General features: G+C 71.0%; 20 protein-coding genes. 14 read left to right on the forward strand and 6 right to left on the reverse strand.

Annotated elements, in window-relative coordinates; genetic code table 11:
* The first annotated feature begins 295 nt into the window (after positions 1-295).
* Both LO763_RS16980 and LO763_RS29430 read left to right on the forward strand, forming a co-directional pair.
* On the forward strand, positions 296-1,072 hold the full coding sequence (locus LO763_RS16980) for a type III secretion system chaperone family protein (RefSeq protein WP_230786474.1): 777 nt from the start codon (positions 296-298) through the stop codon (positions 1,070-1,072).
* A 224-nt stretch (positions 1,073-1,296) separates the two neighbouring features.
* Positions 1,297-2,106: a hypothetical protein gene (locus LO763_RS29430; RefSeq protein ID WP_304608844.1), complete on the forward strand. Its 810-nt coding sequence runs from the start codon at positions 1,297-1,299 to the stop codon at positions 2,104-2,106.
* A gap of 267 nt (positions 2,107-2,373) precedes the next feature.
* Here LO763_RS29430 and LO763_RS16995 read toward each other — a convergent pair whose 3' ends face one another.
* Together LO763_RS16995 and LO763_RS17000 are read right to left on the reverse strand one after the other, a co-directional pair.
* A complete protein-coding gene (locus LO763_RS16995; RefSeq protein WP_230786478.1) occupies positions 2,374-2,814 on the reverse strand; it encodes a globin in 441 nt (146 codons plus the stop codon).
* A gap of 76 nt (positions 2,815-2,890) precedes the next feature.
* On the reverse strand, positions 2,891-3,901 hold the full coding sequence (locus tag LO763_RS17000; RefSeq protein ID WP_230786479.1) for a mechanosensitive ion channel family protein: 1,011 nt from the start codon (positions 3,899-3,901) through the stop codon (positions 2,891-2,893).
* Positions 3,902-4,168: 267 nt separating this feature from the next.
* On the opposite strand from LO763_RS17000, the gene LO763_RS17005 reads away from it, so the two are divergent.
* The 3 genes from LO763_RS17005 (at position 4,169) to LO763_RS17015 (ending at position 5,609) form a co-directional block, all read left to right on the forward strand.
* On the forward strand, positions 4,169-4,690 hold the full coding sequence (locus LO763_RS17005) for an HNH endonuclease (RefSeq protein ID WP_369432018.1): 522 nt from the start codon (positions 4,169-4,171) through the stop codon (positions 4,688-4,690).
* A 231-nt stretch (positions 4,691-4,921) separates the two neighbouring features.
* Positions 4,922-5,182, forward strand: a complete 261-nt coding sequence (gene ctaJ / locus LO763_RS17010) for an aa3-type cytochrome oxidase subunit CtaJ (protein WP_230786482.1) — start codon at positions 4,922-4,924, stop codon at positions 5,180-5,182.
* Positions 5,169-5,609 (forward strand): DUF5130 family protein, encoded by a 441-nt coding sequence (locus LO763_RS17015; RefSeq protein WP_230786484.1) that lies wholly within the window; start codon positions 5,169-5,171, stop codon positions 5,607-5,609. Before ctaJ ends, LO763_RS17015 begins: the two co-directional genes overlap by 14 nt.
* 48 nt (positions 5,610-5,657) lie before the next feature.
* Here LO763_RS17015 and LO763_RS17020 read toward each other — a convergent pair whose 3' ends face one another.
* The gene (locus LO763_RS17020; protein WP_230786486.1) at positions 5,658-6,566 is read right to left on the reverse strand and encodes a hypothetical protein; all 909 of its coding nucleotides are present in this window, start codon (positions 6,564-6,566) and stop codon (positions 5,658-5,660) included.
* 160 nt (positions 6,567-6,726) lie between these two features.
* On the reverse strand, positions 6,727-9,267 hold the full coding sequence (pepN, locus tag LO763_RS17025) for an aminopeptidase N (RefSeq protein ID WP_230786487.1): 2,541 nt from the start codon (positions 9,265-9,267) through the stop codon (positions 6,727-6,729).
* Positions 9,268-9,372: 105 nt separating this feature from the next.
* Here pepN and LO763_RS17030 point away from each other — a divergent pair, with 105 nt between their 5' ends.
* The 6 genes from LO763_RS17030 (at position 9,373) to pyrE (ending at position 15,072) form a co-directional block, all read left to right on the forward strand.
* Complete coding sequence (locus LO763_RS17030; protein ID WP_230786489.1) at positions 9,373-10,578, forward strand: DUF1015 family protein; 1,206 nt, start codon at positions 9,373-9,375, stop codon at positions 10,576-10,578.
* A gap of 11 nt (positions 10,579-10,589) precedes the next feature.
* A complete protein-coding gene (locus tag LO763_RS17035) occupies positions 10,590-11,057 on the forward strand; it encodes a ribose-5-phosphate isomerase (protein ID WP_230786490.1) in 468 nt (155 codons plus the stop codon).
* Positions 11,058-11,186: 129 nt separating this feature from the next.
* Positions 11,187-11,618 carry a hypothetical protein gene (locus tag LO763_RS17040; protein WP_230786492.1) on the forward strand — a complete coding sequence of 144 codons (432 nt, stop codon included), beginning with the start codon at positions 11,187-11,189 and terminating at the stop codon, positions 11,616-11,618.
* A 118-nt stretch (positions 11,619-11,736) separates the two neighbouring features.
* On the forward strand, positions 11,737-13,416 hold the full coding sequence (locus tag LO763_RS17045; RefSeq protein WP_230786494.1) for a serine/threonine protein kinase: 1,680 nt from the start codon (positions 11,737-11,739) through the stop codon (positions 13,414-13,416).
* A gap of 215 nt (positions 13,417-13,631) precedes the next feature.
* Entirely contained in the window at positions 13,632-14,510 is an 879-nt protein-coding gene (locus LO763_RS17050; RefSeq protein WP_230786496.1) for a phytanoyl-CoA dioxygenase family protein, read from the forward strand.
* Between the two features lie 25 nt (positions 14,511-14,535).
* On the forward strand, positions 14,536-15,072 hold the full coding sequence (gene pyrE, locus LO763_RS17055) for an orotate phosphoribosyltransferase (RefSeq protein ID WP_230786497.1): 537 nt from the start codon (positions 14,536-14,538) through the stop codon (positions 15,070-15,072).
* Between the two features lie 60 nt (positions 15,073-15,132).
* Here pyrE and LO763_RS17060 read toward each other — a convergent pair whose 3' ends face one another.
* A complete protein-coding gene (locus LO763_RS17060) occupies positions 15,133-16,932 on the reverse strand; it encodes a Stk1 family PASTA domain-containing Ser/Thr kinase (RefSeq protein WP_230786499.1) in 1,800 nt (599 codons plus the stop codon).
* Between the two features lie 81 nt (positions 16,933-17,013).
* Complete coding sequence (locus LO763_RS17065; RefSeq protein ID WP_230786501.1) at positions 17,014-19,239, reverse strand: HelD family protein; 2,226 nt, start codon at positions 19,237-19,239, stop codon at positions 17,014-17,016.
* A 264-nt stretch (positions 19,240-19,503) separates the two neighbouring features.
* Here LO763_RS17065 and LO763_RS17070 point away from each other — a divergent pair, with 264 nt between their 5' ends.
* The 3 genes from LO763_RS17070 (at position 19,504) to LO763_RS17080 (ending at position 22,182) form a co-directional block, all read left to right on the forward strand.
* Complete coding sequence (locus tag LO763_RS17070; RefSeq protein WP_230786502.1) at positions 19,504-21,033, forward strand: sodium-dependent transporter; 1,530 nt, start codon at positions 19,504-19,506, stop codon at positions 21,031-21,033.
* Positions 21,030-21,143 (forward strand): methionine/alanine import family NSS transporter small subunit, encoded by a 114-nt coding sequence (locus LO763_RS17075; RefSeq protein ID WP_230786504.1) that lies wholly within the window; start codon positions 21,030-21,032, stop codon positions 21,141-21,143. The genes LO763_RS17070 and LO763_RS17075 overlap by 4 nt, the downstream gene beginning before the upstream one ends.
* A 229-nt stretch (positions 21,144-21,372) precedes the next feature.
* Positions 21,373-22,182, forward strand: coding sequence for a lytic polysaccharide monooxygenase auxiliary activity family 9 protein (locus LO763_RS17080; RefSeq protein WP_230786506.1), 810 nt, complete (start codon positions 21,373-21,375; stop codon positions 22,180-22,182).
* Positions 22,183-22,347: the final 165 nt, after the last annotated feature.

A 22,347-nucleotide genomic window follows, 5' to 3' on the forward strand; every position in this document is an offset into this window, starting at 1 on the left:
CGACGTCCGGAGGATGGGACGGCCCTTCCCGTTCTGATACATATGAAACCGGTGACAGTACCCAGAAGGGGCCTGCGAACAAACGCTCGACGGTTCATACTTTTGGTCAGGATTGGCTGACGGTTGTGCCAAGTCGGTGTCGAGCCCTAGTCTGCTCCCTGCAACGCGACGTAACTTGGCACTGCCCGGCGAAGCACTACCAACCACAACCAATGGTTCAGCCAAACAGGAATGCCAACGAAGTACCCAAGCATTGCCAGTGATTCGCATTTTGGGTGGGAAGGCGGACAACACCATGGCATGGTGGCGCAGCAGAAAACGCGACGCGCAGCAAGACTCGATCACCGAGACCGACAGCGAACTCGGCGGCTCGGCCGAACGCGCCCAGGCGCGCGGCAGCCAGCCCAGCGCGGTCCCGACCCCGCGCGCCGAGCAGCGCGAGGGGGCCCCCGAGACCGACAGCGCCGAGCTGGAGGTCGAGGTCGGCCTGGCCTCACGTGAGCTGCGGCACGAGCTCACCGCCGAGCAGCTCCTCCTCGGCCCCGAGGAGGAGCAGATCTCCGAGATCGAGCGCTGGCACCTCATCAAGCAGGACCTCGCCGAGATCGACCCGGAGTTCATCAGCGACCTCGAGCAGATCGCCGCGGACGCCCGCGACGAGGCCTCGCCGCTCGACGGCGACCGCATCATCGCGTCCCTGAAGAACCTCGACATCCGCTACCTGGTGGACGAGAACGGCGGCATCGTCGCCCTCTGGGAGCGTCACATCGTCCAGGTCCGCGCCGAAGGCCCCGACGCCGACATCCTGGTCCTGCGCGCCCGCGCCTACCAGACCGTCCCCCGCGAGTGGGCCGAGCGCGGCTACGCCGCCATGAACGAGTGGAACCGCACCCGCCGCTTCCTGAAGGCCTACCTCGGCGAGCCGACCGAATCGGGCGCGCTCCCGGTCTTCGGCGAGATCCAGGTCCCCGTCCGCCCCGGCATCACCACCGCCCTGCTCGAGGAGCTCATCGACTGCGGCACCGCCATCTCCGGCACCTTCGTCGAGTGGCTCGAAGGCGAGCTGCTCTAGACGCACCGTCGTAACGGGGCCGGACCGCGACAGCGGTCCGGCCCCGTTCTCGTTCCGGTGCGACTCGATCATCCCCATTGCCCGGTCGATTTCGGTCCGGTTCGCTGAAAAAGAGACCATTACCTGCGGAAACGACCCTGTGCCGAACGAAACCGGACCGCGCGGCCACCGGATGGCGGGTAATATGTGAGTTCCCTTTTCATTAAGTGAATACAGGAGCGCCCATGACCCTCCCGACCCCCGAGACCCCGCGGGCCGAGCCCCCGGCGGCCGAGAACCCCGCTCAGCCCACGGCCGAAAACCCCGCCGGACCGCCGACGGCCGAAGCCCTCGCCGCCTCGGCGAGTCCCGGGCCCGCCGCGGCCGCAGCCTCCCCGCCTCCTGCCGGGACCCCCACCGTGCCCCCGACCGCCGTTCCGGCCGCGTCCCAGGCCCCGGCGAGCGGCCCGCAGACCGCCCTCACCGGCGGCCCCGCGTTCCCCGCGGCGCCGCCCGCCGGTCCCGCCCCCTCGCCCATGCCGGGAGAGCTGCCGCCCCCTCCCGCCCCGCCTCAGGGCGCGTTCATGACGCCCCCGCCCGCGGCCGCCCCGCCGCCGATGGCCACCGGGCCGATCCCCACCGGCGCGCTCCCCGCGCCGCCCCTCCCTCGCAGGCCCTCGAAGGCCGGGGTCGTCACCCTGGCGATCGCCCTGGCGGTGGTCGCCCTGGTCGCCGGCACCTTCGCGTACCTGTACACCCAGGCCGCCGGCGAGGCCGACGCGCGCGCCGCCGAGATCGAGGAGCTGCTCGCCGCCGAGGAGGAGCTCGAAGCCGAGAACAGCGAACTCGTGAGCGACCTCGCCGGACTCCAGCTCACCGCCGACGACTACGAGGCCTGCCAGACCGCCTTCGAGGCGTACGACAGCCTCGAGTTCGAGGGCGACATCGACCCCAACGCCGAGAACCTCGAGGAGATCTTCACCGACGAGTACATCGACTACCAGAACGAGCTCACCGAGCTCTACCAGGAAGTGGTCGTCAGGTGCTCGCCGTAGCCCCCTGAACCGGCGGCGGAGCCGCCGGGTGCGACGAACGGGTCCGGCCCGACCGCTGAGCGGTCGGGCCGGACCCGTTCGTCGATGATTCGCTTCATGGGTTCCGCGCGATGGGCTCACGTTTCACTGGATCCGCACAGTGCGCCAGCGCTTCACGGGTCCGCGTACCGCGGTCACGTTTCACCGGGTTCGCGTACTGCCCTCATGCTTCATGGGTTCCGCATACTGCGCTCACGCTTCATGCGTTCCGCATACTGCGCCCATGCTTCATGCGTTCCGCATGAAGTCCGCCGCGCGGACCATGTACTCCCACATCGCCTGGTCGTGCTCGGCCGGCAGGGCGACCTCGTCCATCGCGTGGCGCATGCACCGCAGCCAGGCGTCGCGTTCGCGCTCGCCGATCGTGTAGGGCGCGTGGCGCATCCGCAGGCGCGGGTGGCCCCGCTCCTCGGAGTAGGCGTGCGGGCCGCCCCAGTACTGCTCGAGGAACATCTTCAGGCGGCGCGCCGCCGGAGCGAGGTCCTCCTCGGGGTACATCGGCCGCATGATCGGATCGTCGGCGACCTGGGCGTAGAACGCGTCGACGAGTCGCTGGAAGGTCTCCTCGCCGCCCACGGCCTCGTAGAAGGACTGGGGGGCGGACTGGCCGTTCGGCGCCGCCACTTTCGCGGCGATCGGCACGACGGCCCGCGGGCTGTCACTAGGCATCTGTCAATCGTGCCAACCGCGGCCCCCGCTGGGAAGCCGATCAGGCGCGCGTCACACCGATTGGGCCGCACATCACCTACGGGGCCGTCCCCGGGCCCCCTGCGGCCCCGCGCGGCACGTAGATCCGCCCGGCCGCGGCCAGGTCGATCATCCCCGCCTCCCGCAGCGCCTCGGCGATGCGCCTGCGCAGCTCCCGGCCCGCCGCCCACTGCTGGTCGGAGAGGGTCCGCACGCCCAGGCGCACCTTGATCTCGTCGATCGTGACCGAGACCGGACCGAGGTACTCCGGCTCCTGGAGGACGTGGTCGCGCCACTCGTCGTCGGCGGCGAAGGCCTCGGCGACCTCGACGATCTTCTCCCCGGCCGCGTCCACGTCCGCCGTCGGCGGCAGCGGCGTGTCCACCACCACGTACGCCCAGCCCTGGCTCGAGTTCCCCACCCGCAGGATCTGGCCGTTGCGCACGTACCACAGTGTCCCGTCCAGCGACCGCAGCGTCGTGACCCGCAGGCCCATGTCGACGACGGTGCCCGAGGCGTCGCCCACGTCGACGATGTCGCCCACCCCGTACTGGTCCTCGATGAGGATGAAGATCCCCGCCAGGTAGTCCTGCACCAGGTTCTGCGCGCCGAAGCCGATCGCGATGCCCGCGATGCCCGCGCTGGCGAGGATCGGGGCCAGGTTCACGTTGAACGCGCTCAGCACCAGCATGAACGCGATGGCGAAGATCACGATGCTCGCCACGTGCTGGAGCACCCCGGTGAGCGTCTCGGCGCGCGCCGCCGACCGGTCGCCCATGAGCTCCTCGCGCCGGGAGTTCGAGGAGCCGAGCTTGTCCGCCAGGTCCGCGATCGACTGCGGGCCCCTGATGGTGGTGACCTGCTTGATGATCCTCGCGACCGAGCGGTTGACGATCCACCGCAGCAGGAGGGCCGCCAGCACGATGATCAGCACCTGGCCGATCTTGTCGAGCACCAGGCCGGTGTCGATGGAGAACTCCCGGTTCCCGGTCATGTTCCACAGGAGCGTGCAGGAGTTGAACCCCGCGTCGCAGGGCGAGGTCTCACCGGACTCGGCAAGCAGTTCCACGTTCGTCTCTTCTCAGGTCTCCGGCACCGGCGGTGCGCCCGGTCCTCGCAGGTCGTCGCCACCGGCGGTTCGCACAGACGATATTCGCTCGTCATTCAAGATCCCACGGAACCAGGGTGCAATTTTCTGAGATTTAGGTCAAACTTGACGAGACCGATGGCTTGGAGGTACGACACCGTGATAGGTCCTCGACATAGGAGTACGCTCGCCGGCGATGACCCTGCCCCAGGGGTGCTCCCGAATCTCTTCGCGCACAATGCCGCGACGCTGGGCTCGGCCCTCGTCCTGAACCAGAGCTACGAGCCGCTGTGCGTGATACCAGTGAGGCGGGCGGCAGTGCTGCTGCTCACCCGCAAAGCCGAAACCGTCACTCCTGGTGACGGTTTTCTGCGCTCCGAAACCATGCACATCCCCGTCCCCTCGGTGGTCCGCCTCAAACGCTACGTCGCCATACCCCGGCAGGTCGGCGCGAGCCCCTCGCGGCGCGGCGTGTTCACGCGCGACGACTGGCGCTGCGTCTACTGCGGCTCCTCCGCCGAGACCATCGATCACGTGATGCCCCGCTCGCGCGGCGGGACCCACACGTGGGACAACGTCGTGGCGGCGTGCGCCCCCTGCAACCACCGCAAAAGCGACAAGACCCTCGCCGAGCTCGGGTGGCGGCTGCCCCGGGCGCCCCGGCCCCCCTCCGGCTGGCAGCTGCGCGGCTTCCGCGGGCAACGGCGCCCCGACCCCGCATGGGAGGCATGGCTCCCGCGCCACGGAAAGGAGCGCGCCCGGCTCTCCTAGAGGACTCCATCGGGCGGAGGGGCCCGTCGGCCATCGCGGCCGGCGGGCCCTTTCCGTGCCCGATGGCGCCCGCCCCAACGGGATCGGGCGCCGTGCGACCGACCGCACGGAGTTACCACCTGCGGCGATGTGAGGGGCGTAATTGGATTAGTCTGAGGGGCGTGGTCACGGCGCCCGCTTGCCAGCCGTAAGTTTGCAGAGTCACCCTGTACCTGTATTTAGGGGAGCAACATGACGTTCCAGGACTTGCTGATATTGTTCGGCGCCCCGATCCTGGTTGTGGTCGCGGTCTTCGCCGTGGTCTTCCTGCGGCACCCGAGGCCGCAGTCCCGCTATCGCGCGGGAGAGCCCTACAACTTCAAACCCGTGTGGTTCGTCGCCCGCAACGGCGCGGTGGCCGAGAGCGCCCACGGCGGCGCGGCCGAGATCGAGTCCCCGCACGCCGAATCGGTCGCCAGTGGACCCAAGGGAGGCTCGCATGGCAAGTGGTAGCCAGATCGCGATCGTGGAGGGCGTCGACAAGAGCCCCGAGGAGGTCCAGCCGGCCGTCCTCGAAGGCCCCTTCGACGTCAAGGAGCTCCTCCACCTCGACGAGGCCCTGTCCGTGGCCGAGCGCGACGGCGGCGGCCTGCACTACAGCGTCTACGTCGGCCCGCTGCACGACCCGGTGCGGGGCGCGGCCGAGGCCCTGCACGAGCGGCTCGCCGAGCCGGACCGCTCGGTCCTTGTGGCCGTCTCGCCCGAGCAGCGGCAGCTGGAGATCGTCACCGGCAAGCTCGCCCAGGAGAAGATCCCGGACCGCTCCGCGGCCCTCGTCGTCTTCTCCATGGAGGCCGCCTTCGGGGCCGGGCAGCTGGCCGGCGGCATCATCACCGGCCTGCGGATGCTCGCCGAGGCCGCCCAGAGCAACACCCACTGAACGACGCCGAAGCGGCGGCCGGGTCTCCCGGCCGCCGCTTCCGCGTTCTCAGCTCTTGTTCGCGCTCGGGAACCGGCGCTCGATCAGGTCGTCGGCGTCGGTGAGCTCGAGCTTCCCGATGAACTCGACCCACGACAGCGAGTCGGCCACCGTCTCGCGGATCGACAGGATCGTCGTGCCCGGGATGCGCATCGTCAGCGTCGCCGGGGTCCCGATCCGCTGCTGCGCCAGGACCGCCTCGGTCGGCTGCCCGTTGAGGCCCTTCGACAGCTCGAACACCGCCGACCGGTTCTCCTCGGCCTTCGGCACCCATTCCATGTCGCGCTTGAGCATCAGGGCCGCGCCGATCTGCTTGCCGTCCGACTCGCCGTTGTAGGTGAGCACGATCCGGTTCGCGTCGCCCCGGGCGCTCGAGAGGCTCCAGGCCGCGTCCGCCACGTCCACCAGCTGCCCCTGGAACCGCCGCACCGACGACCGCACCTGCCTGGTCCGGCGCCGGTCGGCGATCGGCTTCGCGATGATCCGGAAGACCACCACCAGCACGATCAGCACCAGCAGGCCGATCCCGGCCGCGGCCAGCTCGTGCAGTCCCGCCTCGAGGCTCCAGATCATCGACATGGGCACGAGCACGCCCGACGCCAGGCCCAGCAGCGGCTTGAGCCAGAACGGCCCCGACCCGCCGGGCAGGCGTAGTGGTGCCATCAGGCCGACCACGGCCGCCACCACTAGCGCGATGCCGGTCAGCTCCGGGGCGGGCACGTCGTACCGGCCCAGCCAGGCGACCGCCCACCATCCCAGGAACACCGATCCGATGGCCACCGTGGGGATGAGCAGCACCACGGCGAACAGCAGCTGCTGCGGCTGCGGCCGGGTGCGCGAGGCGAGGACGGGCCCGAGCAGGAGGAGGGGCAGGACCACGCCGAACAGCGCGACCAGGGTGGCACTGAGGACTGCCACCGGCAAAAGCGCGGACAAGACTGCTCTCTCCATTCACCATGAGCCGCCATTGCGACGCGCGGCGGACACGGCGAGCTTATCAACGGCGTGAAAAGCACTCGGGGCTCCGTGCGCCTCCGGCGAGGCCCACGGAGCCCCGGACGGGCTCGGCGGTCCGCGATTAAGCGGACGCGTCCAGCTGCTGGCCCTTCAGGGCCCGGGCCAGGTCCGACCGGCCCTCGGCGACACCGCGCTTGATCGGCGCGGGCCGCTCCTCGGACAGCCACACGTCCAGCACCTCGAGCGTCTCGGCCTCGATGAGGTTCGACGGGAACGCCATCTTCGAGAACTCGACGGCCTGCTGGGCCCCCAGCTTCTCCCACAGCTCCGGCACCGCGTCCAGGTACGGGCGCAGGTACGGGCGCACCAGCTCGGCCTGGTCGAGCGGGCTGAAGCCCAGCATCGAGGACCGGCGGACCCAGTTCTCCGAGGCCGGGTCCACGATCCGCTCCCAGGCGCGCTGCTTGGCCTCCGCCGTCGGCACCACCGCGCGGGCGATGATCGCCAGGCGCTGGCCGTCGGCGGTCGAGTCGCGGTCGAGCTCGGCGTCGATCGTGTCCTCGCCGACCGCACCCGAGGCGACCAGGCCCGTGAGCAGGGCCCACCGCAGGTCGGCGTCGACCGCCAGGCCCTCGGGGACGTCGTTCCCCTCGAGCCAGCCCGCGACGCGGGCCAGGTCGGCCTCCGACCGGGACGCGGACGCGTAGGCCTTGGCCCAGGACCGCTGCGGGTCCGAGCCCGGCGCGGCGGCCTCCATGGCGGTGCTCGCGGCCCGCGCCCACCGCTCGCGCAGCTCGGCCCGGCGGGCCGGGTCGGCGTAGGCGAGCGCCCCGGCGACCTGGCGCTGGGCGACGGTGACGATGTTGATGTCGGTCTCGGTCGTCAGGCTCCGGCGGCCCAGCTCCACGAACTGGGACGCGGGCAGCTCGGCGTCGCGCAGCATGTCCCAGGCGGCGGCCCAGATGAGCGCGCGGGCGAGCGAGTCCTCCAGCGCCGAGGTGTGCTCCACGGCCGTGGCGAGGCTGCGCTCGTCCAGGCGCAGCTTCGCGTAGGTGAGGTCGTCGTCGTTGAGCAGCAGCAGGTCCGGCTGCTTCACACCGGCGAGCGCGTCGACCGCGGTGGCCTCGCCGGTGACGTCCACTTCGATCTGGTCGCGGCGCTTGAGGACCCCGTTCTCGAGGTCGTACAGGCCGATCGCGATCCGGTGCGTGCGGTGCGTCGGGTGCTCGGCCGGGACCTCCTGGAGCACCGTCACCGACGTGTAGTTCCCGTCGGCGTCGACCGCGACGTCGGGCCGCAGGGTCGAGACGCCCGCGGTGCGCAGCCACGTGTCGGCGAAGTCCTTGAGCGCCTTGCCGCTCGCGGCCTCCAGCTCCCCGAGCAGGTCGGAGAAGACCGCGTTGCCGAACTGGTGCTTCTGGAAGTAGGAGCGTAGGCCCGCCAGGAACGGGTCGATGCCCACATAGGCCACCAGCTGCTTGAGGATCGAGGCGCCCTTGGAGTAGGTGATGCCGTCGAAGTTGGCCTGGATCTCCTCGGTGTCGCCCGCGTCGGTGTAGACCGGGTGCGTGGTCGGCTGCTGGTCGGCGCCGTAGCCCCAGTTCTTGCGCGCCGACAGGAACGTCGTCCACGCCCCGTCGAAGCGGGTGGCCTCCACGTTCGCCCAGTGGCTCGCCCACTCCGCGAAGGACTCGTTGAGCCACAGGTCGTCCCACCAGCGCATGGTCACGAGGTCGCCGAACCACATGTGGGCCATCTCGTGGAGGATGACGTTCGCGCGCTGCTCCAGCTCGAAGTCGGTGACCTGGCTGCGGAACAGGAACGAGGCCTCGGCGATCGTGATGCAGCCGAAGTTCTCCATCGCGCCGAAGTTGTACTCGGGCGCGAACACCTGGTCGTACTTCGGCAGCGGGTAGCGCACCCCGAAGTGCTCGTGGAAGTGGTCGAAGCCCTGGCGGGTGACCTCGAAGACCCCTTCGGGGTCGAGGTACTCCTTCATGGACTCGCGGCAGTACAGGCCCAGGTCGATCCCGTCGTGGACCTCGTGGACGCCGTAGTACGGGCCCGCGCAGATCGCGGTGATGTACGGGCTCATCCGCACCGACTCGCCGAACAGCACGACCTTCGTGTCGATCGCGTCGATGACGGTCTCGGACTCGGCCGGCATGTTCGAGATCACGGTCCAGTGCTTCGGCGTGCGCACCTGGAACGTGAAGGCGGCCTTGAGGTCCGGCTGGTCGAAGCAGGCGTACACGCGCTGGGCGTCGGCGACCTCGAACTGCGAGTACAGGTAGGTCTGCTTGTCGACCGGGTCGACCATGCGGTGCAGGCCCTGGCCGTCGGTGGAGTACGAGCAGATCGCGTTGACGACCAGCTCGTTCTCGGCGGCGAGGTTCGCGAGCCGCAGCCCGGCCCTCGGGTCGAAGGCCGTGAGGTCGACCGGCTCGCCGTTGAGGTAGGCGTCCTCGATGCGCTCGGCGGCGATCTCGATGAAGGTCTCCGCACCGGGCTCGGTGGCGGAGAACTTGACGGCGGTGCGCGAGCCGAAGGTGTCTCCCCGCTCGTGCCCGGTCAGGTCGAGTTCCACGGTGTACGACTCGACGTGGAGCAGCTCGGCGCGCCGCCGTGCCTCGTCGCGGGTGAGAATGTGGGTTGCCGCCACTATGCCTCCAGTCTCCAGGGTTCGGATATGAAAGAAGTGTGTCACATCCTAGGAGTTCACTCGGCGGCCACGGCGACGGCGAACGGAGTCGATTACGCTCGTGGCGTGACTGCTGCACACCCGATCGACCAGGCCTGGCTCTCCACCGGGAACACTGGCGCGAAGAACTACGACGAGTTCCCCGACGAAACCGAGATCACCCGGATCGTCGAGGCCAATCCCGCGAGCATGCTGGGCGTCGAGATGCCCGCGCACACCCCCGAGGCGGTGGCCGCGGGCCTCACGTTCGAGCAGGCCCTCCCGGCCGCGGCCGAGCGGCTCGCGGCCCTCAAGGAGGCCGGGCGCTTCGCCGCGTTCGGCGACGTCGCCGTGGCCTACCGCATCTCCGGCGGCGAGGAGCCGGTCTTCTACGGCGTCTACTGCCTCGTCGACACCGCCGAGATCTCCTCCGCCGCGGACGAGCCCGGCAAGGTCATCCGCAACGAGGACGTCTTCATCGAGAAGGTCAAGCAGCGCAACGAACTCAACCAGCGCCTGCGCCACCTGCTCAGCCCCGTGCTGCTGCTCCAGTCCACGCGCGGCGACGAGCTGCACGCCGCGGTCGAGGCCGCCATCGCCGACGCGGGCGAGCCGGTCTCCTCCGACACCGACGAGTCCGGGCGCGCCCACGAGATCTGGGCGATCGGCGGCGAGGCGGGCGAGGCCCTGACCGCGCTGGCCGGGGACGGCGACCTCATCGTCGCCGACGGCAACCACCGCTCGCTCGCGGCGCAGGTCGGCGAGCTCGACCGCTTCCTCGCGGTCGTCACCACCCCCCGGTCCGTGGCGATCCGCCCCTACCACCGGCTCGTCAAGGGCCTGCCGGGCGCGGCCACCCAGCTGGTGGAGCAGATCGGCCAGATCGGCGCCACCGTGACCGAGGTCGACGGACCGCCCGAGACGCCCGCCGAGGGCGGCACCGTGGTCGTCTACGGCCGCGGCCGCACCTGGGAGATCGTCTTCGGCGACACCGAGGGCTCCGTGGTGGACCGGCTCGACCACACCCGCGTCGAGCAGGAGGTCTTCGACGGGCTCCTCGGCTGGGACGCGGGGGACAAGCGCATCACCTACGTCGGCGGCGACTACCCGGCGTCCTGGCTCGCCGAGCAGGTCGACGCGGGCAGGGCCGACCTGGCGGTCCTCATCGCCCCGGTCACCGTCCCCGACTTCATCGACGTGAACCTCCAGCGGCTCAAGATGCCCCGCAAGTCCACCTGGTTCGTGCCCAAGGCGCGGGCCGGCCTCGCCATCGCCGAGCTCCCGAAGGGCTAGGGTCTGTCATCGTGCGCATTTATCTCGGTTCCGACCACGCCGGCCTCGAACTCAAGGACCACCTGGTGAAGCACCTGACCGGTCGCGGCTTCGAGGTCGTGGACGTGGGCCCCCACCGGTACGACGCCGAAGACGACTACCCGCCGTTCTGCCTGCACGCCGCCTCGCGCGTCGTCGCCGACCCGGGCAGCCTCGGCATCGTCGTCGGCGGCTCGGGCAACGGCGAGCAGATCGCCGCCAACAAGGTCCCCGGCTGCCGCGCGGCCCTGGCCTGGAGCGTGGAGACCGCCCGGCTCGGCCGCCAGCACAACGACGCGAACGTGGTCGCCATCGGCGGGCGGATGCACTCGCTGGAGGAGGCGACGGCCTTCGCCGACGCGTTCGTGGACGAGGACTTCTCGGGGGCCGAGCGCCACCAGCGCCGCATCGACATGCTGACCGCGTGGGAGTCCACTCACGAGCTCCCCGACCTCCCTTAGGGGCGTACGACACGACGCGGGGCCCGGGCAGCGCCCGGGCCTTCGCCGTACCACGACACCGAGCGAAAAACAGGAGAATTCGGAACTCGACGTATGGAGTTATTGGACAGGCGTTGGTAGCGTCAATACATGTCTAAGGGTCTTCGCGTTCTCCTCCAGGTCTTCCAGGCGATCGGCCTGCTGGGGACCTTGCTGTTCCTGGCGTCCTCGCTGCTGTGGTACATCGCCGACTTCGATCTGACCGGCCTCGCCGAGGACTCGGCCCCGGTCGAGCTGTGGGCCATCGGCTTCGGCGTCCTCACCCTCACCCTCTCTCCCGCGCTGTGGTCGCTGGCCCGCACCGGCGGCCAGGTCGCCGCGCCGCAGCCGGCCGGCGGCTTCGACCGCGCGGCGCCCGCCGTCCCGGCCCAGCAGGCCCCGCCCGGCAGCGTCTTCGAGCCGATGAGCGCCGGCCAGGCCCCCGCCCCGCCCGCCAGCTCCTACGGCCAGCCCTCCGCCCCCGGCGGCATCACCCCCGCCTCCTCCCCGCAGGCCGGCAGCCCCTGGGGCTCGGGCCGCTGACCCGGCCCGCGGCCGGTTGCCCGCTGAGACGCTGCGAACAGCACCGGCTCCGGGGGCCACGAGCGGTGGATTTCAGGCGTTAGGCTATGGGCTCGGACCTATTCGCGAAGGACCACTCATGTCGAACGCCACCGTTGACCTCGTCTGCGGCCCGGCCGATCCCCTCCCCGGGTCAGAGCAGAGCTACCGGCTGACCGGTCTGCTCGGCTCGGGCGGGCAGGCCGACGTGTACCAGGCCGTTCGCGTCTCGGCGGGGATCTCCTCCGCGCCCCTCAGCGTCAAAGTCCTCCGGATCAACCCCCACGACACCCGCGAGCACCAGTTCCGCTCCTGGGACAAGGGCGACGCGGTCCTCATGGACCTCCACGGGCGCGACGTGGGCGCGATCTGCCGCCGCATCGACGCCTTCTACGGCCGCCTGCCGCACCCGCCGGGCCAGTCCCCGCAGGGCGACCCCGTCCCGTTCCAGGTCCTGGAGTACCTGCCCGGGCACGACCTGCGCCAGCTGCTCCAGCGGCGCGTCGCCCGCGTGGACGCGGCCCGCACGCTCCGCTCGGTCGCCGAGGTCATGGCCGCGATGCACCACCCGCCCGTCGGCGCGCACCCGGTGCTCCACATGGACCTCAAGCCCGCGAACGTGATCATCGGCCCCGACGGCTCCGCGAAGGTCATCGACTTCACCGGCGCGCGCTACTACACCCCCGCCCACCTGACCACCATCGCCTACACCCGCGAGACGGCCGGGCCCGAGGCGCACCAGGGGAACGTGGGCCCCGCCTACGACGTGCACGGCTTCGGCTCGATCGCGTTCTACATGGTCACCGGCGCGAGCGCCCGCACCGACTCGCCCGGCCACGAGCAGTCGGTGCCGTGGGCGCGGCTGCGCCGCCACCCGGTCCTGGAGGCCAACCCGCGCCTGCGCGAGCTGCTCACCGCGCCGCTGGACGACGACCCGAACAACCGGCCCCGCACCGACGAGCTGCCGCGGTGGATCGCCGACCTGTGCAACGTCGTGTCGCACGCGAACGTGCCCGACCTCGGCGTGGACTGGGGCGTCCGCCGCCCGGCGAACGCCTCGCCCGCGGACGACGCCACCCGCCGCCTCGGCCACCCCCCGAACGACGCGACCCGCCGCCTCGACCAGCAGGCCGCCTCGCCCGGGGCGCCGCCGACCGTGGTCGCCTCGCCGCAGTCGATGCCCCCCGTGGGCGGCACCCGCGTCATGGAGGCCGGCTCGCCTCCGACCAAGGTCGCGCAGGACCCGCCGATCGCCGGCCGCGTCCGCGTCCCCGACCAGGGCTCGTTCACGCCCGGCCGCTCGGCCGGCCCGGCCGCGAAGCCGGCCGACCCCCGCGACCTGCCGCGCCTGCGCCTGGACGGGGACCCCAAGGAGCCCTCCGAGCGGGAGATCGAGAAGGCCGACCGGGCCCCGCTGCTCGGCCCGCCCGGATCGCTCGCGAAGGGCTTCGAGCTGTCGGTCATCGGCGGCCTGTTCTCGCTCATCATGTGGCTGCTCTCGACGGTCACGAACGGCATGGACAACCTCGGCTCCCAGGTCGTCAGCTACCTGGTCGTGCTCGGCGTCGCCGTCGGCGTGTTCTTCCTGCTGCGCGTCGCCGGGGGCATCCTGTGGGGCCGCTGGCTGCACGCCCGGCGCAAGTCGTCCCGGCTCGCGCACCTGGGCGCGGGGGTCTTCCTGTTCATGGTCGGGATGAGCTACCTCAACCAGCTCGACTGGAACTGGCTCCAGATCGACTTCAGCTGGCTCGACGGGATCACCGACCTGTTCGGACGGTGACCCCGGGCCGCGTTGCGTTTCCGCCGCATTTCCGCCACTTCTCAGAGAAGTTCGAGCATTCCTCCAGCGCTTCGCGAGTGTTCGGCCCTACGCTTGCCGGTAACGATCGCCGCGGCCTTCTTGCCTGATTTTCCAGAGGCCGCGGTGCAACCAAGTCGGGCGGACGGCGCGTCTAGGTGACGACAGATCCCCCTGGAAACCGGAAAGGCATTGCGATGACCGCATTGACAACGGTCGGTGCCGCAGCTCTCACCCCTGAGCAGCGCGAATCCTTCGATCGCGACGGGTACCTCATGATCCGAGGCGCGCTCGACGCCGAGGAGCTCCAGCGCTGCTCCGACGCGCTGGACCGCGTGTACGAGGTCGAGAAGGAGGCGGGCAGGCTCAGCCCCGAGGGGGCCATGCACCGCCTCGACGCCGTGACCTCCTGCCCGGAGCTGGCGTTCCTGCTCAACCACCCCAGGACCTTCCACTACGTGTGGTCGATCCTCGGCTGGAACTTCCACGTCTACCACTCCCACGTGGACAAGCACCCGCCGATCGAGGGCAAGCGCCCCTTCCGCTTCGAGTGGCACCAGGACGGCGGCCGGCAGAACCGCGAGACCGAGACCGAACCGCGCCCGCGCCTGTCGGTGAAGCTCGCGTACTTCTTCACCGACCTCGCCGAGGAGGGCCGGGGCAACACCAAGATCATCCCCGGCTCCCACAAGTGGAACCGGATCGACGGCCCGCCGCGCCGCGACATGGAGTGGCCCGACCCCGAGGGCGCCATCGAGGTCACCGGCAACGCCGGGGACGTCATGTTCTTCGACCGCCGCATCTGGCACGCCCGGTCCGACAACTACTCGGACCTGACGCGCAAGGTCGCCTTCTTCGGGTTCACGCCGCGCTGGATCCGCGCCCGCGACCTCGTCGAGGACCTGCCGAACCAGGCGTGGTGGAACGACCTCGACCCGGTCCAGCAGCAGATGCTCGGCGGGCACATGCCCACCGGCGACCACGGGTGGGGCCACTACCCGAAGGAGACGCCGCTGTACAACTGGCTGTCCGAGCGTGACCTCCTCGACCCGGACTACCCGCCGCTGCGCCCGTGACCGGTGCGGATGGCAGGCTGAGCGCATGAGCAACCACGCCGACCTCGCACGCGACATCTACCACCGCTCGCACCTGACCGGCGAGTTCCGGCTCAGGTCCGGCGTGGTCGCGAACGAGTACTTCGACAAGTACCTGTTCGAGTCCGACCCGGTCCTGCTGCGGCGCATCGCCGAGGCGCTCGCGCCGCTGGTGCCTGCGCACGGGGTGGACTCGCTGGCGGGCCTGGAGACCGGCGGCATCCCGATCGCGACCATGCTGTCGCAGCTGACGGGCCTGCCGACGCTGTTCGTGCGCAAGGAGGCCAAGACCTACGGCACCTGCCGCCTCGCCGAGGGCGGCGAGGTCGAGGGCCGGCGGCTGTTCATCGTGGAGGACGTGGTGACCTCGGGCGGCGCGATCCTGGACTCGGTGGCCGAGCTCCGCGACCGCGGCGCGGTCGTCGAGCGCGCCGTGTGCGTCATCGACCGCGAGTCGGGCGGGGCGAAGAACCTGGCCGACGCCGGGATCGAGCTCCAGGCGCTGTTCACGATGACCGAACTGAAGGCCGCCGGCGCGCAGTAGCCGCCAGGTGGGACGAACGGAAGGGGCGGACGCGAGCGCGTCCGCCCCTTCCGTCTTCCGCTAACGGGCCCAGAGCCAGATCTCGGAGCCCTTCGGGTGCTCGCTGCCCGCGTCCAGGGACTGGTCGAACACGGTCCCGGTGAACCAGATCTGCGCGGTCTTCACCGTGAAGCCGAGCCCCTCCAGCTCCTCCCTCGCCTCGTCGATGTCCATGCCGACCACGTCGGGGACCTCGACCGGCTCGGGGCCCTCGCTCACCACGAGGTCCACCTCGTCGCCCTCGCCCGCGGGCGAGTCGGCCCCGGGGGTCTGCTCGATCACCGACCCGGCGGGGATCGTGTCGCTGTAGCGGGGCTCCACCTCGCCGACCGCCAGGCCCTCGGCCTCGATCGCGTCCCGGGCCGCGTCCTCGCCCTCGCCCACGACGTCGGGCACGGTGAGCGGCGGGAACCCGTCGGAGACGATCAGGGTCACCGGCGTCCCGGCCTTCACCTCCTCGCCCGCGGCGGGCTCGGTCCCGACGACCTCGTTCGCCTCGTACTCGGTGCTGTAGTCGCGCCGGACGGTGATCTCGGCGTCGAACTTCGCGAGCTCGGCGCGGGCCTCGTCCTCGCTCAACCCGGCCACGTTCGGCACCTGGTACCGCTCGGGGCCCAGCGAGATCACCACGGTGATCGTCGCGCCCTGGCGGATGCGGTCGCCCACGCCGGGGTCCTGCGACACGACCTGCCCGATCGGCACGCTCTCGCTGTAGCCGTCCCGGAGTTCGACGTCGAAGCCCTCCTCCTCGGCGAACGCCGCCACGGTCTCCCGCGTCTGGTCGAGCAGCGACGGCGCCGAGGTGTAGCGGCCGACGCCGATCCACCACCCGGCCGCCGCCACCGAGACCAGCGCGGCCGCGATGGCGACCAGCGTGACGAGGGCCTTCCAGGACCGCTTCGCGTGCGGCGGGCCGACGACCATGGTCGTCTGGACCGAGCGGGTCGGCCGCGGCACCTGCCCGGCGGTGCCCGGCGCGGGCTCGACGTCGACCGCCTGGAGCCGGCGCAGGAACGCCCCGGCGTCCACCGGCCGCGCCCCCGGCCTGCGGGCCGCGGCCGCGGTCACCAGCTCCGCGAGGCCCTCGGACACGTCGGGGGCCTTCAGCCGCGGCGAGGGGACGTCCTCCTCGACGTGGCGGCGGGCCACCGCGCCCGCGTCGGGCCCGTCGAACGGGACCTCGCCGGTCAGCAGCTCGTAGAGCACGAGCGCGGAGGAGTAGACGTCGCTCGCGGCCTGGGCCGGCTTCCCGTTCACCAGCTCGGGCGCGACGTAGGCGGCGGTGGCGACGAGCGGGCCGGCGGTCTCGCGGTCGCCGTGGACGGCCTCGGCCAGGCCGAAGTCGACCACCTTGACCCGGTCGCCCCGGCCGCCGTTCTTCAGCAGGATGTTCTCGGGCTTGATGTCGCGGTGCACCAGACCGGCGTCGTGGGCGGCCTGGAGCCCGTCGAGGAGCTGCGCGAACAGCTCCACGGCCTCCTCGATCCGCAGGCGCCGGCGCCGGTTGAGCAGGTCGCGCAGGGTCGTGCCGGGCACGTACTCCATGACCACGTACGGCATCCCCTCGTGGACGCCCTGGTCGAAGACCGCGACCACGTTCGGATGGGAGAGCCGCGCGATCGTCCGGGCCTCGTGCGCGAACGCCTTCAGGTCGAACCCGGCGACGGGCGCGGTGGTGATCATCTTCACCGCGACGGTGCGGTCGAGCCGCTCGTCGTGGGCCTCGTAGACGTCGGCCATGCCGCCCTGCGCGATCAGCCGCCGCAACCGGTAGCGCCCGTCGACGATCGCACCGGTAAGGCCCCCAGTCGTCGTTGTCAACCCGCACCTCCTACACCTGGACATCAGTGTAGGAGTTCGACCCCATCCCGTCAGGACTGCTGCGCCGAGAGTTGTCCCCGCTTACAGCACCTCGGCGCCGGGGAAGACCGGCTTGTCGGGCGCCACGACCCCGAGCCGCTTGGTCGCGCGGGTCAGCGCCACGTAGAGGTTCCGCAGGCCCGAGGCCGCGATGGCGTCCGGGTCGACGACGATCACGCTGTCGAACTCGAGCCCCTTGGCCTGCTTGACCGTCAGGACCGCCGCGGCGTCGATCCCCGCGAGCCCCGCGGCGCGCTCGGCGGTCGTCACCACCGCCACGCTCCCCTCGCCGACGGCCCGCCGCTCGGCCGCGACCAGCTCCTCGACGCGCTCGTCGAGGCCCTCCTGCGCGATCTCCAGCCACGGCCGGTGCCCCGACTCGCGCACCGGGCGCGGCCGGGCCGCCTCGACCCCGATCGCGTCGAGCACCCGCGTCGCCACGTCCATGACCTCCGCCGGGGTCCGGTACGAGACCGTCAGCTGCTCGGCCCGCCAGACCAGGTCGGTCGCGCCGAACACCTCGGCCCAGGTCGCGGGCGCGGTCGGCCCGGCGGCCTGCGCGAGGTCCCCGGCCACGGTGAACGACCGCGTCACGCACCGCCGCAGCAGCGCCCGCCACTCCATGGGGGACAGCTCCTGGGCCTCGTCCACGATCACGTGCCCGAAGATCCAGCGCCGGTCGGCTGCCGCGCGCTCGGCGACGGACACGAACGCCTCGTCGACCTGCCGCTCGCCGAGCCAGAACTCGTCGATCACGTCGCTGGCCTGGAGGATCTCCGACTCCTCGTCCTCGAAGTCGAACGAGGCCGACCCCTCCGTGATCGTCAAAACGTCCTGCGCGTACGCGATCTGCTCGGCCGTCAGCTCCCCGGACCGCGGGCGGGCCTCGGTCTCGCCCAGGTGCTCGGCGGCCTCGTCCAGCAGCGCCACGTCCGCCTCGCTCCAGCCGCCCGGCCCGCGGTGCAGCAGCGCGCGCTCCTCCCCGCGGAGCGCGGCCGCGGCCGAGGCGATGCGCTCGGGAGACGCGAACAGGTCCTCCAGGAGCTCCTGCGCCGTCAACTCCGGCCACAGCGCCTCGATCTGGCCGCGGATGACCGGGTCGCCGGCGATCTCGACGGCGAGCTGCGCCCGGTCCTCCAGGCCCAGGAGGTTCTCCTCGCCGAGCGGGTCCTCCCCGATGATGTCGGCGTACTGCGTCGCCAGGTCCGCGATGACCCGCTTGTGGAAGGTCTCGCGGGCCTCGTTGTGCGGCAGGCCGGTCTCGCGGGCCGCGTCTCGCGCCGCGGTGATCTTCTCGGGCCGCAGCCACAGCTCGTGGTGCTCGTACCCGACCGGGACCGGTTCGCGCGGCACGACCTGGCGGTCGGCGACGGCGCTGGCGACGACCCCGGCCATGACGGCGCGGCCCTTGAGGGCGGCGACCGCGTCGGTCTCGGGCCGGTCGGCGACCACGCCGGGGAACAGCTGCGCGGGCGTGCGCAGCAGGACGTCGGTCTCGGCCAGGCCCGGCAGGACCTCGGAGATGTAGCGCAGGAACTGCTTCCCGGGGCCGATGATGAGCACGCCGCGGCGCCCCAGCCGCTCGCGGTGCTCGTACAGCAGGTAGGCGGCGCGGTGGAGGGCGACGGCGGTCTTGCCGGTGCCCGGGGCGCCGTCGACGATCATGACGCCCTCCAGGGGCGCGCGGATGATCCGGTCCTGCTCGGCCTGGATGGTCGCGACGATGTCCTTCATGGCGCCGGTGCGCGCCGCGTCGAGCGCGGCCATCAGCGCGCCCTCGGAGCCGATCGAGGAGCCCGACCCGCCCGCGCTGTCGAGGTCGAGGACCTCGTCGTTGACCGAGCGCAGGCGCCGCCCCCGGGTGTGCAGGTGGCGGCGGCGGCGCACCCCGGCCGGGGAGGCGGCGGTCGCCAGGTAGAACCGGCGCCCGGCCTCCGAGCGCCAGTCCACGAGCAGCTGCCCGCCGCCCTCGGCGTGCAGGCCGATGCGGCCCAGGTACATCGGCTCCTCGCCGCCGGTGTAGTCGAGGCGCCCGAAGCACAGGCCCTCCTCGACGGCGTCGAGCTGGGCGATGCGGCGCCGGTACAGGTGCGCCTCGGCGTCGCGCTGCGAGCGCTCCTGGTCGTTCTCGACGTGCTTGCGGCGGGACTCGCCGAGCCGCTCGGCGGCCTCCTCGCGGAGGCGGTCGAGCCGGGCGTAGAGCCCGTCGAGGCGGGCCTGCTCGAACCGGACGGCCTGTTCGAGGGGTGGATCGATGGCAGCGGACACAGCTCTCCTCGCGTGCGGAGCGGATCAGTTGAAGGCGCGGACGGTGCGCGGTCGCGGCCACTGCCGATGGACGGCTCACGGATGCGCCGAGCGGTGCCGATCGCAGTGGAACTGATCAACCTTAGCGCCCGCCCGGCGGCCCCGTCCCGTTCCGAGCCCGAATCGCGTGTTGGTCACGCGCCCGTAACGATCATTTGACCTGCGCCACAGGCGCCATTAGGGTTGGCCCGAAATATGCCCACACGTGACTGGAGAACAAGACCCATGGCGAGAGAGAACTGGGGGTCGAGGGCCGGATTCATCCTCGCCGCCATCGGCTCGGCGGTCGGACTCGGCAACATCTGGCGCTTCCCCGGCGTCGCCTTCGAGAACGGCGGCGGCGCCTTCCTCGTGCCCTACCTCGTGGCCCTGACGACCGCGGGCATCCCGCTGCTCATCATGGAGTTCACGGTCGGGCGCCGCTACCGCGGCTCGGCCCCCGTCGCCTTCCGGCGGATGCACCGCAACGCCGAGGTCATCGGCTGGTGGCAGGTGGCCGTGTCGATCGTCATCGGCGTCTACTACGCCGCCATCATCGCCTGGGCCGGCTGGTACGGCTGGTTCTCGATCACCCAGCAGTGGGGGGAGGACCCGGGGGCGTTCCTCATGGGCGACTTCCTCCAGAACAGCGGGGGCTTCGACGCCTTCACCACCTGGCTGCCGGGGATCGGCATCGCCATGCTCCTGGTGTGGGCCTTCGCGCTCCTGGTCATCGGCGCGGGCGTCAAGAAGGGCATCGAGTCCACCAGCAAGGTCTTCATCCCGCTGCTGCTGGTCATGTTCGGCGTCCTGGTGGTCCAGGCGCTGACCCTCGACGGCGCGACGGACGGGCTGAACGCCTTCTTCACCCCCGACTGGGAGGCCGTCCGCGAACCGGGCGTCTGGCTCGCCGCCTACGGCCAGATCTTCTTCTCCCTGTCGGTGGGCTTCGGCATCATGGTCACCTACGCCTCCTACCTCAAGCGCAAGTCCGACATCACCACGTCGGCCTTCACCGTCGGGTTCGCGAACTCCTCGTTCGAGATCCTCGCGGGCATCGGCGTCTTCGCGGCCCTCGGCTTCATCGCCTTCGAGTCCGGCGTGCCCATCGCCGAGCAGTCGCACTCGGGCGTGGGCCTCGCCTTCATCGCGTTCCCGACCATCATCAACACCCTGCCCTACCTGGCCGGGCTGTTCGGGGTCCTCTTCTTCGCCTCGCTCGTGGTGGCCGGGTGGACCTCGATGGTGAGCATCGTGCAGGTCCCGGTGGCGGCCATGGAGGACCGCTTCGGCTGGAGCCGCCTGAAGGCCACGCTCGTGGTCGGCGGCGCGATGGCCGTCGTCTCGCTCCTGCTGCTGCCGACCGCCAGCGGCCTGATGTTCCTCGACGTCACCGACTACTTCATCAACCAGTACGGCATCGCCGTCGCCGCCCCGGTGAGCATCATCGTGGTCGTGTGGGCGCTGTGGCGCTGGAAGGAGCTGCGCGACGACGCGAACGCGACCTCCACGTTCAAGGTCGGCCCGATCTGGTTCGTGTGCCTCGGCGTGATCACGCCGGTCATGCTCGCGGGCATCCTGTACTTCAACATCCGCGACCTGCTCAGGGCCGAGCCGGGCCTCGAGGACTACAACCAGTACCAGGCCTTCGGCTGGTCGATCGCCATCGGCGCGCTGGCCTTCGGCGTCATCATGGCGCTGCTGCTGCGCCGCAAGGAGGTCCCTCCGGTCGAGACCGAAGAGGACGCGGAGATCCGAGAGGAGGCCGCCCGATGAGCGCGGCAGCGATCACCATGATGATCATCGCGATCGTCGTCATCGGCGGGGGACTGGTCGTCTCCGCGTCGGTGCTGATGGCCCACCCCGACGAGCCCGAGGACGACTGAGCGGGGACGACCGAGTCCGACGCCTTCACCCATGGCCGCACACGATCCGTGTGCGGCCATGGTCGTTCTGTGTGGGAACACCGCGCTTCGGCGGATTCGTTCGCTTTTCTCGGCCGCGCCCCCTTGTGCCGTCCGACACTAACTGTTAGGTTCCTTTCTAATTCCATGTTGCATCGATCACCCTCGATGCTTTGGAATCTGCTGACCCATCTGCCGACAGGAGCCGACGATGCGCCGAACGCGCAAGATCATCCTCTCCATCGCCGGAGCCGGGACCCTCGCGGTCTCGGCCTCCATGGCGGCCCTGGCCTGGGGCCACGGCTACACCTCCGACCCGCCGAGCCGCTCGGCGCTGTGCGCCAGCGGCGAAGTCGCCGACTGCGGCGCCATCTCCTACGAACCCCAGAGCGTCGAGGGCCCCAAGGGCTTCCCCGCCGCGGGCCCCGCCGACGGCGACATCTGCTCCGCGGGCCACGACGCCTTCGCCGAACTCGACGACCCGCGCGGCGGCAACTGGCCCGCCACCCCGGTCGACGCCGGGGCCGAGACGTTCACCTGGACGATGACCGTCGCCCACTCCACCGCCACGTTCGACTACTACATCACCAACGACAGCTACGACCCGACACGGCCGCTCACCCGCGGCATGCTCGACCTCCAGCCGTTCGCCTCCTTCGAGATGGGCGGCGCGCAGCCCGACCACGTGATGAGCCACGACGTGACGCTGCCCGACCGCAGCGGGCGGCAGCTGATCCTCAGCGTCTGGAACATCGCCGACACCGCCAACGCCTTCTACTCGTGCATCGACGTCGACTTCGGCGGCGGCGGCAACGGGACCCCGACCGACCCGCCGACGACGGACGAGCCGGGCGACGGCACCGGCTGCGCCGCGGGCGCATGGAACGCCGCCGACGTGTACACCGCCGGCGACGAGGTGACCCACGACGGGACCGCCTACACCGCGGGCTGGTGGACCACCGGCGAGGAACCGGGCACCACCGGCGAATGGGGGGTCTGGAAGCAGACCGCGACCTGTTAGGGCCTCTTTAAGAACCCCGAACGGTCGCTATCCGGCCCATTGGCCCGCTCGCTGCGTTGTCGGCCCTCCAGATACAACACCGGTATCTGGAGGGCCTTCCGCCTTGCGAGCGAACCAATGGGCTTGGATATCGCCTCGCCCGGAGTGCTTAAACAGGCCCTAGCC

The organism is Glycomyces amatae (assembly GCF_020991375.1).
In the GTDB taxonomy this organism is placed as follows: domain Bacteria; phylum Actinomycetota; class Actinomycetes; order Mycobacteriales; family Micromonosporaceae; genus Glycomyces; species Glycomyces amatae.